This is a genomic window from Pricia sp. (assembly GCF_041745955.1).
GTDB lineage: Bacteria > Bacteroidota > Bacteroidia > Flavobacteriales > Flavobacteriaceae > Pricia.
The window spans coordinates 1-11,844 of the sequence record NZ_JBGTHY010000136.1; the positions used below are offsets into that span (position 1 = coordinate 1).

The window sequence follows — 11,844 nt, forward strand, 5'->3', positions numbered from 1 at the left end:
ATTGAAGGCTTCGCCAAGTCATTGGCCGCCGAATATGCCCCGAAATTAAGGGTGAACGTCATCGCACCGTCCCTTGTGGATACTCCGCTTGCCGAACGGCTGCTCAACAATGACAAAAAGAAAGAAAAAATGGCGGAAAGACATCCGCTAAAGCGTGTGGGCGAGGCAAAGGATATTGCCGATATCGCCCAATTTTTACTCAGCGATAACAGCAGCTGGATGACCGGACAAGTTGTCGGCGTAGATGGGGGAATGTCTACTTTGAACATTAGTTGAAAAGCAGTAGTCAGTAAGCCCTAAGTAAAGGTTATTTTTTTCTAAACTTCTAAACTCATAAACCTGCCGGCAGGCAGGCAGGCTCATAAACCCTTTCGATCTGGGTTAAAGGTTTGAATTTTAAAAGACTATGCCCAACAAAATGAACATATTCTGGTTCCGAAGGGATTTACGTCTAGATGACAATGTAGGTTTTCTAGCGGCACTCAGGGGAGATTTTCCCGTACTTCCCATTTTTATTTTCGATACCGAGATTTTGGATAAATTGCCGAAAGATGACGCGCGGGTAACCTTTATCCACGAAACACTTCAGAAAATGCGTGACGAACTGCAGAAACAGCACGGTAGCTCTATTGCTTTGTTTCACGGGAAACCGGAGTCCGTTTTCGAAGATTTATGCAAGGAATATGAGGTTCACGAGGTCTACACAAATCATGATTATGAACCCTACGCCAAGGATAGGGATGAAAGAATTAGGAAGTTTCTGAAGGATAAAGACATCGAACTTATAACCTTTAAAGACCAAGTCATCTTTGAAAAGGATGAAGTAGTAAAAGGTGATGGCGACCCTTATGTCGTTTATACTCCCTACAAGAATAAATGGAAAGCGCTTTTCAATGCCGATGACCATTTGACCATACATTATACGAGCCAATATCTGGATAATCTGATCGAACATTCCCGTTTGCCCAACGTTTCGTTATCGGATTTGGGTTTTGAAACCTCATCCCTAAAAGTTCCGGAGTATACGGTTACGCCGACCTTGATCGACAACTATGAAAAGACCCGGAATTTTCCCGCCAAGGAAAACGGGACTTCCCGACTGGGGCCGCATTTGCGATTTGGTACGGTTTCCGTCCGGAAAATGATGAAAAAGGCGATTGCCGAGAAAAACGAGGTGTTTTGGAGCGAATTGATCTGGCGGGAGTTTTTTATGCAGATTCTTTGGCATTTTCCAAGAACCGTAGACGAAGCTTTCCGAAAAAAATACGACCGCATCGAATGGCGCAACGATGAACAGGAATTCGAAAAATGGAAAAAAGGCGAAACCGGATTCAAACTGGTCGATGCCGGTATCCGCGAACTTAATGAATCCGGTTATATGCACAATCGCGTACGCATGCTAGTGGCCAGCTTTCTCTGCAAACATCTGTTGATTGACTGGCGCTGGGGGGAGGCGTATTTTGCCGAGAAATTGTTGGACTACGAAATGAGCAGCAACGTCGGCAACTGGCAATGGGCGGCAGGTAGCGGTGTTGATGCAGCTCCCTATTTTCGCATTTTTAACCCGATGACCCAGGTGGACAAGTTCGATAAAGATCGAAAGTATATTTCGGAATGGGTGCCCGAGCACGAGCAAGAATCCTATCCTGAAAAAATGGTTGACCACAAGGAGGCGCGGGAACGTTGCCTGAAGGTTTATAAAGAGGCGGTCGGGTAGTGAGAACATGGAGAAATACCAATCCCCAAATTCTTAATTTAAGATAGCGAGTTTTATCGAAGTGCCAAATTCCAAACATCGCGCATCGGACACCCAGCACTCAAACCAACTCTCCTAACGCGACAATTGCTGGTTCAGCAGTCGTTCTTCGGCCATTCGGTTACGAAGAATATTTACGTAGCGGAGCCCGTCTTTATTGCGATAATCCGAATAGGATTTTGATGCCCATTCCAAAGCCGTTTCCAAATCGCCGTTGATTTCGTTAATAATCGCCATATTGAAATGGGCGCGACCGGCGACTTTTTCTTTTTTGTTATCCAACTCCTTTTCCCAAAGATCCGCCGCTCCTTCCCAATCGCTTGTTTGGGCCCTTCGTTGGGCGATTTTGAAATTATCCGTGCCCCTGACAAAATAGTTTCTCGAAATACGCTTTCGCAACGGGCTGACATCCAATCCGTATAAATTTCCCAGACCGGTACTATGCTGCAACACGGCTTCCTTTCTTCCGATGATGGCCTCAATTGCTTTTACAGGATTTACGCCCTGCCCTACCGAAACAATTTGGTCGTTGGATACGAATTCGTCAAGTAGTCTTCTATTCTTCGGATCGTAGATACGCCATCCGTTTTTCATAATGGTGTTCAGAGTTATCGTATGCCCCGGAAGGGATATGTCGATACCCACTTGATTTGGAATTGAAACCATTCCCACCTCATAATTTACCTTTGTATCGGTATCGTAGAATTCCAAGGAGAACAGGGCATCCACTTCAAATTCCTCACAAATTTGTTGTACAGTTTCCCATTTGAGGGCAGCGGGAAACACCCCAAGTCCCTTTCGCTGTTCCGAGATACTGTCGATGACGCGAATCGTTTCGAACCTATCGTTTTGGGATAGCTCGTCGAACAATCCCAATACGGCAGATTCCGCACCTTCCCTATCCAAATTTAGACCCTCCAACGATAGTATTTTATCAATTTTATCGATGGCTTGGTTAGCTTCAGAAGGTAAGCTGCAATTGATGATTCCGATTTTCACGACCTCAGCGGGTATAGAAATCCGAGCGGGTTCTATCGCATTCATGGTCAATCTATTTGTTGAACTGCAAGAGAAGAAAACTGCTGATAGGCATAGGAAACTGATAAGCCCTTTAAAATTTTTCATGAAACTAGGTTTGGTTCGCTGTACGGTCGGTCTTGGTTATGGCCAACGCCTTGATAGTAAACAGACAATGTGTCCTTTATATTGTTCAATACCAGTCAAATAGTCCCAAATTTTTTTATTACCTTCATCCCGTTCAAGATTGTTCCTTGGAATTAGAAATTTATGAATCGGCAATTTCGTTACCTCTCGGATTAGGATAATTATCGGATTCATCTTCCGCCCTATCGTCCAAACAGACAAAATCCTTTTCGAGTATCAAATCGAGTTTTTGGCCGTTATCCAGAATCTCGGTGTGGTAAAAGCCCACCTGGTCATTGGTATACCAATCGTTAAGGGTATCTTTGGGAACGAACAGGGTTATGACTTGATCAGCGAACGATGCGGTTAAATGGTCATGTACGTTGGAAGCCTTCACGGCATAGACAAAGTGCGCTTCGTTGAACTGCGTTTCCTCCCTAACCATATCCATATCACAGACGGCTTTTACCTCTGTTTGGGTCAATCGAAAGCGAACGGAGTTTCCCTTTATCCTGATTTTCATGCTACAATTTTAACGAACTACCTCGGGGCCTACGAGATATCAATTTCCTAAAAAAGAAAGACGATGCAAACATCCGGAAAATATTCCCTAAAGGATGATCAAAGGTACAAATAGTGGCTAGAATGCATATGATAATCACGGACTGAGTCCTTTTTTCAAACTCTGGTAATCTTTGCCCCGATAGCCCGAAGCCGGGTATCTATATCTTGATAACCCCGGTCAATTTGTTCAATATTATGAATGGTAGAAGTACCTTTTGCGGATAACGCCGCAATCAACAATGAAATCCCTGCCCGGATATCGGGAGAAGTCATCGTGGTAGCTTTTAAGGTGGACTTAAAATCATGCCCTATAACCACGGCGCGGTGGGGATCGCAGAGAATGATCTTCGCCCCCATGTCGATCAGCTTATCGACAAAGAACAAGCGGCTTTCGAACATTTTTTGGTGAATGAGCACTTCGCCTTTTGACTGTGTGGCCATGACCAAAATGATACTTAATAGATCGGGAGTGAGTCCCGGCCAAGGGGCATCGGCGATGGTCAAGATCGAGCCGTCGATATACTTCTGTATGCTGTAGCCATCGGTATGCTCAGGTATTAAAATGTCGTCACCTTTGCGTTCCAGCTGTATTCCCATTTTTTGGAACACGACGGGAATCTGTCCCAAATCGTCCCAGCTTACATTTTTAATGGTCAGTTCGCTTTTGGTCATGGCGGCCAGACCGATCCAACTGCCGATTTCGATCATATCGGGCAGCATGGTATGCTCTGTTCCGCCTAGCTCGGTAACGCCTTCGATTATCAAAAGGTTCGAGCCGACGCCTGAAATTTTGGCGCCCATACGATTGAGCATTTTGCACAATTGCTGCAAATAGGGCTCACAAGCGGCATTATAGATAGTGGTCGTGCCTTCGGCCATAACGGCGGCCATGACAATATTTGCGGTACCGGTCACGGAAGCCTCATCGAGCAACATATAAGTACCCTTGAGTTTCTTGGCCTCTACGCCGTAAAAGTGTTCTTCCTTATTGTACCTGAATTTGGCACCAAGGTTGATAAAGCCCTCAAAGTGGGTATCCAGTCTGCGGCGTCCGATTTTGTCACCTCCGGGTTTGGGAATGTAACCTTTGCCGAATCGGGCCAATAACGGACCGACCAACATGATAGAGCCGCGAAGCTCCCGGCCGTCTTTTTTGAATTGGGCGGATTGCAGATAATCCATATTGACCTCGTCGGCCTTGAAGGAGTAGGATCCCTTGTTTATCCTTTGGACCTTTACCCCCAGATCTTCCAAAATGGAAATCAGTTTATTGACATCGACGATATCGGGAATGTTGTTGATGGTGACCTCTTCGGCGGTTAGCAGTACCGCGCAAAGAATTTGCAAGGCTTCGTTCTTGGCCCCCTGAGGCGTGATTTCTCCGGAGAGTGGGTGGCCGCCCTCTATTTTAAAAGTGCCCATGATACGTAGTAGGTTGTAGGTTGATTGCTGTTAATAACGCTTTTTACCGCGATTATTGTTAGTATTTCGTGAATTTTTCTTCCCGTTGCTGCTGCGTGAGGACTTCGTCGGCGTTCTTTTGTTCAAGAACTGTCCACTGTCCGTAAGGCTTTCGTCCTCCGCGGCCATGTCGATCTGACCGTCGCTCAGCTCATAAAGATGCTTAAAAATCGCATTGTCGTCAACCATATCCTTGTTCCAGTTCAGGTAACATTTTTTCATGTGGTTGGCAATGGCATATTCCAGTCCCTCGCGCTTATCCCCTTTCTCCCATTTTACGGCCACATCGATCATTCGCTTGATGTTGTTACCATAAAAACGGTACTTCGGATAGTTCTGCGGATATTCCAGAGCCTCTGGCCGTTGCTGCAAGACTTCCTTACTGGTTATTGGGAAAGGCGATTTTACATCCAACTTAAAATCGGACATGATAAACAGCTGATCCCATAACTTGTGCTGAAAATCGGGCACATCACGTAAATGTGGCTGTAAATTACCCATTACGGCTACGATGGATTGCGCGACGCGATTCCGCTCCCCATCATCTTCGATGGATACGGCGTGATCGACCATTTTTTGAAAATGTCGCCCGTATTCGGGAATGATAAGTTGCGACCGCTCGGTATTGTACTCAAGGTTTTCTACTAAATTCAAATTGAAGTGTTTTGCTTAAAAATAAAAGAGAAGTGTGGAACTTCTATCGAGTTCCTTAATAACGCACGCAATTTAAGAAAATTATGGCGTAAATGCTATTTATTTGTGTCCACTTTTTTGCTTTACAAAGAAATAATCCCCTCTATCACCCCGACTTCCTTATACTTATCGATGACCTGTTTCGGATTTTCAAGGTTGACCGTAATGGATATGCTGGTATATTTTCCCTTTTTGGATTGTTTCGATTCGATGACCGCGCCCGTATTATCAAAAATAGTATGGATCTCGGCGATTTTATCGGGATCGCTTTCTACAATAAATTTATAGAGATAATCCGAGGGCCAGGTCGTACTTTCCTCCAACTGTTCTTGTAATCGTTTATAAAATTCTTCAGGGTTTTTGGTATCCATTTTATTCTTTTCTACAAAGATAATGAACTCCTGATCGGCGTACCCATCAATTTTCAAATGCTTGGCGGATTGCTTAATTTTACGCCCTAAGTGAAAATCGCATATTGAATACCAAAAAAATAGTGATAACCGGCGGCCCCAGTACCGGAAAAACCTCGGTTATCCAGGAGCTGGGGAACAGAGGGTACTATTGTATTCCCGAACTCGTACGGAGCCTCACAGCAGCGGAGGCAGCTGCCGAAATTATGGAATCGATTATCACGAACCCCATTCTATCCGTCAAGAATCCCGTGGAATTCAATAACAAACTGCTCGAAGGCCGTATCGCTCAATACCGATCCGCAGAAAAAACGGATTATGACATCGTTTTCTTCGATCGTGGCATTCCCGATGTACATTCGTATATGAACTGTTTTGGACAGCCCTATGATAAAGCTTTCGAACTCCCTGCACAGCGTTTTCGCTATGACCGGGTATTGCTCATGCCGCCCTGGCGAGAAATATACGCTACCGACTCCGAACGTTTTGAATCTTTTGAAGCATCGGAACGTATCTTTACCTCCTTGGAAAAAACGTATCAAAACTTTGGCTATGAAATCACCCTTATCCCCAAAGCTAGTGTAACGGAGCGAACGGATTTTATTCTGGACTTGGTAAATCCCAACTAATGCACAAAAATCCTGAGGAAATTTTAAAGGAGTTCTGGGGATTTTCCAATTTTAGGGGCTCCCAGAAAAGGATAATCGATGCGGTCTTGAACCAGCAAGACGTACTTGCGCTTATGCCGACCGGCGGTGGAAAATCGCTCTGTTTTCAAGTACCTGCACTGGCACAGGATGGTCTCTGCATCGTGGTTTCGCCGCTGATTGCCCTTATCCACGACCAGATCGACAACCTGAAACAAAGGGGTATCAAGGCGATGGCTTTGACCGGCGGCATTCCCTTCGACGAGCTCATCACGCTGTTGGACAATTGCCTGTACGGCGGCTACAAGTTCGTATATCTTTCTCCCGAGCGCCTACAACAGGAGATGGTGCAGGATAAAATAAGGCAGATGAACGTCAACCTCATCGCCATCGACGAGGCCCACTGTATCTCACAATGGGGCCATGATTTTCGGCCCGCCTATTTGGAATGCACCAAACTTCGGGAACTTCTTCCCGAAACGCCAATAATCGCCCTAACCGCGACCGCTACGGATCGGGTAGCCACTGACATCATCGACAACCTTGGTTTTACCGAATCGCTAATCGTAAAAGATTCCTTTTCTAGACCCAACATTGCCTTTGGCGTTCTGTGGTGCGAGGACAAGCATTACCGATTGAAACAACTTTTCGCAAAAACCCACAAAAGCGGAATTGTATATGTGCGCACCCGTAGGATGACGCAAGATATCGCCCGCTTTCTCAACGCAAACGGTTGCAAGGCCGATTTTTTCCATGGAGGAATCACCAAAAAAGAAAAACAGGAAAAATTGAAGTTTTGGCTGGCCGACCAATTACAGGTAATGGTCGCCACCAATGCCTTCGGTATGGGCGTAGACAAACCCGACGTACAAACTGTGGTACACTTTCAGATTCCTGATTGCCTCGAAAACTACTACCAAGAAGCAGGAAGGGCAGGAAGGGATGGCGCCCCGGCAACGGCCGTACTTTTGACCAATGATTTCGATGTTGCGCAGATGCGGCAACAGTTTCTTGGCGCGCTGCCCGATGCCGAATTCCTCAAAAAAGTATACAACAAGCTGAACAACTATTTTCAGATATCGTTAGGGGAAAGTACCGACGAAATTTTTCAATTCCCCTTTAAGGATTTTGTAGCGGCCTACGGACTGAATTCCTTTCTTACGTACAACGCTTTGCGAGTGCTGGATCAATATTCCGTGATCGCCCTCTCCGAATCCTTTTTCAAGAAAACAGAGATTCGGTTTATCATTTCCCAAAATTCCATTTTTGATTATCTCCGGAAAAATAGCGGTTCCGCGCCGATGATCCAGACTATTCTCCGAACCTATGGCGGTATCTTCGATTTTGAGACTAAAATCGACCCATCGCTGATCGCCAAAAAAACCAATGTTTCCGAAAGTCGGGTATTCGACCTTTTGGAAAAACTTAAAAAGGATGAAATTATCGATTACAAATCAAAAAAGACAGATTTAGAAATTACCTTCTTGGTGCCTAGGGACGATGACCGTACGATAAACATTTTTGCCAAACAGGTCGGTGAACGCAATCAGATCAAAGTCGAAAAGGTCGATCAGATGCTCAACTACATCCATTCGGATGAGGTTTGCAGAAGCAAAAAAATCTTAAGTTATTTTGGCGAAAAAAGGGTTCAGGATTGCGGTATTTGCGACATTTGCCGAAAAAGACAGCAAACAAAGGGTATTGATTTTCAATCCATATCCTTAGACATACTGGCCACTTTACAGGGGAAAAGTCGTACTTCAAGGACCCTGATTAAAATACTCGACCATAGTGAAGCCCATATATTAAAGACGATACAAATGATGCTAGAGGATGGCCAGATCAAGGTCAATACGAAGAACGAGTATGAAATAGGGTAGTCAGGGAGTTCAGAGTTCTAGTAAAAAATTACAATCAATAATTTATAATCAGTACTAAATTGTTAATCAAAATGCGCGATTTACGAATCCTCTTTATGGGCACGCCCGAGTTTGCCACCGCTACCCTGACCAAAATACTCGACGAAGGCTATAAGGTTGTGGGCATAATCACCGCACCGGACAGACCTGCCGGACGCGGTAGAAAACTACAGGAATCCGATGTTAAAAAGTATGCGGTATCAAAAGGGCTTACCGTATTGCAGCCCACCAACCTGAAAAATGAGGATTTTCTGTCCGAATTAAAAGCCCTGAACGCCAATCTGCAGATTGTAGTGGCCTTTCGGATGCTTCCCAAGGCCGTTTGGGCCATGCCCGAATTCGGCACTTTCAATCTTCATGCCTCGCTACTGCCCGATTACAGGGGCGCGGCACCCATCAATTGGGCCATTATCAACGGGGAAACGGAAACCGGGGCAACCACGTTCTTTATCGACGATAAGATCGACACTGGGGAAATCATCCTTCAGAAAAAAACGGATATTACCGAAAGCGATACTGCCGGCACCCTACACGACCGTTTGATGTACTTGGGAGCCGATCTTGTAGTTGAAACCGTACGACATATTGAAAAAGGTCAGGTGAGTACCGAAAAGCAAAAAAATACATCCTCCTCAAAAATAGCACATAAAATTCATAGGGAAACCTGTGAAATCGAATGGTCAGATTCCCTGGAAACCATCCACAATAAAATAAGGGGACTCTCCCCCTACCCTACCGCATGGACGACCTTGGTCAATGGCGGCGAAAAAATTCCCTTAAAGATTTATGGGGCATCCAAAGAAAAAACGACCCATCAAGAACATACCGGCAAGGTTCTGGGGGACGGCAAAACGCTAAAAATTGCCGTTAAAAATGGGTTTATCCACCTGCTTGGAATCCAATTACCTGGGAAACGAAAGATGAAGGCACAAGACCTTTTAAACGGTTTTAATTTCGAAGAAAATGCCATGGTGACCTAAAGCCCCGCTACCATTGGGCTGTAAGAACCGTAAAAAAAGCCCTACTTTATCAACAAACGACCCGAGTTATCAACAAAAACAGTGATTTACCCCTGTTTTACTTGTGTTCACGGCAAATCCGTATAAATTTGTTGAACGTTTAAAAAGCATTTTTAACAACTATTAATTTATTTACTATGAACAAAACAGAATTAATCGATGCTATGGCATCAGATGCAGGCATCACAAAAGCCGCGGCAAAAAAAGCATTGGAGTCTTTCTTGGGCAACGTTGAAGGATCTCTTAAAAAAGGAAACCGCGTATCATTGGTAGGTTTCGGATCATGGTCCGTATCTAAAAGAAACGCAAGGGAAGGCAGAAACCCTTCTACAGGAAAAACGATCCAGATCGCAGCAAAGAACGTAGTGAAGTTCAAAGCAGGTTCTGAATTGGCCAGCTCGGTAAATTAGTATTTATCATATCATATCCGCTTGCCGGACGGGCAGGTTTAGAAGGCATCCTGCAATCGTAGGATGCTTTTTTTTAAAAGGTATTTGGTTTTTATGGGAATTGTCTTATTTTAGAGCAATCAAGTCCAAAAAACCATGGTAGAGCTAAAACCCCAAAAGGGCAAACTGCTGATTGCCGAGCCCACCTTGACAGGCGACGTATCGTTCAATCGTTCGGTCGTACTTTTGGCCGAACACGGTTATGAGGGTTCGGTAGGGTTTATTCTGAACAAACCGTTGGACTATCACATCAACGATCTGGTTACCGAAATCCAAATTCCCTTTAAAGTGTACAACGGCGGTCCCGTGGAGCAAGACAATCTATATTTTATCCACAAGGTACCACATTTGATAACCAACAGTATCGAAATATCTGATGGTATCTATTGGGGCGGGGATTTCGAAAATCTTATCGACATTATCAATAGGGGAATAATATCTGAAGGGGACATCCGGTTCTTCTTGGGGTACTCAGGCTGGTCATCGTTGCAGTTGGACCAAGAACTTTCGTCGAAATCGTGGGTCGTGGTCAAGAACGATTACGAAAGCGCCATCATCCATAAATCCTCGGATGCCTTTTGGAAGGAAAAAATGATGGAATTGGGGGGCAATTATTTGTTGTGGTCGAATGCTCCTGAAAACCCGAATTTGAATTGAAGGGCCACGTACCAAATTCCAAACACCAAATTCCAAAAATTAGCAAAAACTGTCCGTCCGAGCGGTTTTTTGTGTCCCCAATATTTCCGGATTGCATTGGGCGAACAATGGTTTTCATCCTAACCTGGCGACCGCGTTCAGCTTACCTAATAAATCCTTTGCGGTGAAATTACCAAATTCCTTTTTACGATATTTGGTAACGGGGCGTATTCCGATAATACTGTTGGTAATAAAAAGTTCATCGGCCTTTTGCAGTTCGAAGGGTGAAACGGAGTCTTCCTCCAATTCGTAACCTTCCAATTTACTTACTATTTCCATCAGTTTTTTCCGGATGATTCCGTTTAGGCAGCCATCCTTTAATGGAGGGGTCTTTATGGTGTTTCCCTTGACCAAAAAGAGATTCCCGTTCAAAGCTTCGACCACTTGCTTATCGCTATTGATCAACAAACAGTTATCATAATCGTTTTCTTGGGCGAAGATACTACCGACCACGTTGATGATTTTGTTATTGGTCTTTAAGGTGGATAGCATATCGGGATTCACATAATAATCCTTGAAAAGTTCTACCTCGTAACGACCCTCATCCAAAATATAAAAAGGATGTTCTAAGGGTTTGGCCTCGATGGTATAGGATATGGCATTGGTTTCCGGTAGATAGAGACCGCCTTCATTTCTGAAGACCGTAAGTCGGATGCGGGCGGCGCTTTCGTTCAAATCATTGGCGGCGATGACCCCAAGAATGTTTTCTTCGAGGAATTCCATCGTGAAATTCATCGGAATTTCCATACGTAGCATGCGCATCGAGGCCATCAGGCGCAAATAATGGTCTTCCCAAAAAAATAGCTTTCCATTGACCGCGCGCATGGATTCGAAAAGGGAATCGCCATAGCGCAGGCCTCGGTTTTGGTGATTTAAGAATTTACCGGTATTTGGGAGAAGCTCCCCATTGAAATTGACCATAGTTTAGTGGGAGTCACTTTGACCCCAATACCTGCTTCAGATCCGAAACTTGGTTGGTCCATAGCATTTTCGATTCCTCTACCTCATCTTCGTCCGCGAAATCGGTTATAAAAAGGGATACGTCTTTGGTGATTTCGTCTACGATAATTTTCATTTCAAAAAAAGA

14 protein-coding genes are annotated in these 11,844 nt (G+C 44.6%); 7 read left to right on the top strand and 7 right to left on the bottom strand.

Annotated features, from left to right (window positions below; translation table 11 throughout):
- Nucleotides 1-276 (top strand): SDR family NAD(P)-dependent oxidoreductase (locus ACEW8S_RS04860; RefSeq protein ID WP_373517056.1); only part of this gene is annotated, 276 nt, incomplete at its 5' end.
- Nucleotides 277-406: 130 nt separating this feature from the next.
- Complete coding sequence (locus ACEW8S_RS04865) at nucleotides 407-1,717, top strand: deoxyribodipyrimidine photo-lyase (protein ID WP_373517057.1); 1,311 nt, start codon at nucleotides 407-409, stop codon at nucleotides 1,715-1,717.
- A gap of 114 nt (nucleotides 1,718-1,831) precedes the next feature.
- Here ACEW8S_RS04865 and ACEW8S_RS04870 read toward each other — a convergent pair whose 3' ends face one another.
- The 5 genes from ACEW8S_RS04870 to ACEW8S_RS04890 form a co-directional block, all read right to left on the bottom strand.
- The gene (locus tag ACEW8S_RS04870) at nucleotides 1,832-2,800 is read right to left on the bottom strand and encodes a DUF6340 family protein (protein WP_373517058.1); all 969 of its coding nucleotides are present in this window, start codon (nucleotides 2,798-2,800) and stop codon (nucleotides 1,832-1,834) included.
- 241 nt (nucleotides 2,801-3,041) lie between these two features.
- Nucleotides 3,042-3,422: a hypothetical protein gene (locus ACEW8S_RS04875; RefSeq protein WP_373517059.1), complete on the bottom strand. Its 381-nt coding sequence runs from the start codon at nucleotides 3,420-3,422 to the stop codon at nucleotides 3,042-3,044.
- Between the two features lie 155 nt (nucleotides 3,423-3,577).
- The gene (gene murA, locus ACEW8S_RS04880) at nucleotides 3,578-4,885 is read right to left on the bottom strand and encodes a UDP-N-acetylglucosamine 1-carboxyvinyltransferase (RefSeq protein ID WP_373517060.1); all 1,308 of its coding nucleotides are present in this window, start codon (nucleotides 4,883-4,885) and stop codon (nucleotides 3,578-3,580) included.
- A 30-nt stretch (nucleotides 4,886-4,915) separates the two neighbouring features.
- Nucleotides 4,916-5,578, bottom strand: coding sequence for a DUF4290 domain-containing protein (locus ACEW8S_RS04885; protein WP_373517061.1), 663 nt, complete (start codon nucleotides 5,576-5,578; stop codon nucleotides 4,916-4,918).
- A 122-nt stretch (nucleotides 5,579-5,700) separates the two neighbouring features.
- The gene (locus ACEW8S_RS04890) at nucleotides 5,701-5,988 is read right to left on the bottom strand and encodes a DUF493 family protein (protein WP_373517068.1); all 288 of its coding nucleotides are present in this window, start codon (nucleotides 5,986-5,988) and stop codon (nucleotides 5,701-5,703) included.
- Nucleotides 5,989-6,092: 104 nt separating this feature from the next.
- On the opposite strand from ACEW8S_RS04890, the gene ACEW8S_RS04895 reads away from it, so the two are divergent.
- From ACEW8S_RS04895 to ACEW8S_RS04915, 5 genes are all read left to right on the top strand, one after another.
- Complete coding sequence (locus tag ACEW8S_RS04895) at nucleotides 6,093-6,656, top strand: AAA family ATPase (protein WP_373517062.1); 564 nt, start codon at nucleotides 6,093-6,095, stop codon at nucleotides 6,654-6,656.
- Nucleotides 6,656-8,554 carry an ATP-dependent DNA helicase RecQ gene (locus ACEW8S_RS04900; RefSeq protein WP_373517063.1) on the top strand — a complete coding sequence of 633 codons (1,899 nt, stop codon included), beginning with the start codon at nucleotides 6,656-6,658 and terminating at the stop codon, nucleotides 8,552-8,554. Before ACEW8S_RS04895 ends, ACEW8S_RS04900 begins: the two co-directional genes overlap by 1 nt.
- Nucleotides 8,555-8,625: 71 nt before the next feature.
- Nucleotides 8,626-9,573: a methionyl-tRNA formyltransferase gene (gene fmt / locus ACEW8S_RS04905; RefSeq protein WP_373517064.1), complete on the top strand. Its 948-nt coding sequence runs from the start codon at nucleotides 8,626-8,628 to the stop codon at nucleotides 9,571-9,573.
- Between the two features lie 176 nt (nucleotides 9,574-9,749).
- Entirely contained in the window at nucleotides 9,750-10,022 is a 273-nt protein-coding gene (locus ACEW8S_RS04910) for an HU family DNA-binding protein (protein WP_373517065.1), read from the top strand.
- A gap of 135 nt (nucleotides 10,023-10,157) precedes the next feature.
- Nucleotides 10,158-10,718, top strand: a complete 561-nt coding sequence (locus ACEW8S_RS04915; RefSeq protein WP_373517066.1) for a YqgE/AlgH family protein — start codon at nucleotides 10,158-10,160, stop codon at nucleotides 10,716-10,718.
- Nucleotides 10,719-10,832: 114 nt separating this feature from the next.
- Here ACEW8S_RS04915 and ACEW8S_RS04920 read toward each other — a convergent pair whose 3' ends face one another.
- Both ACEW8S_RS04920 and ACEW8S_RS04925 read right to left on the bottom strand, forming a co-directional pair.
- Entirely contained in the window at nucleotides 10,833-11,678 is an 846-nt protein-coding gene (locus tag ACEW8S_RS04920; protein ID WP_373517067.1) for an aminotransferase class IV, read from the bottom strand.
- Nucleotides 11,679-11,691: 13 nt separating this feature from the next.
- A partial coding sequence (locus tag ACEW8S_RS04925) for an START-like domain-containing protein (RefSeq protein WP_373517069.1) occupies nucleotides 11,692-11,844 on the bottom strand: 153 nt, incomplete at its 5' end.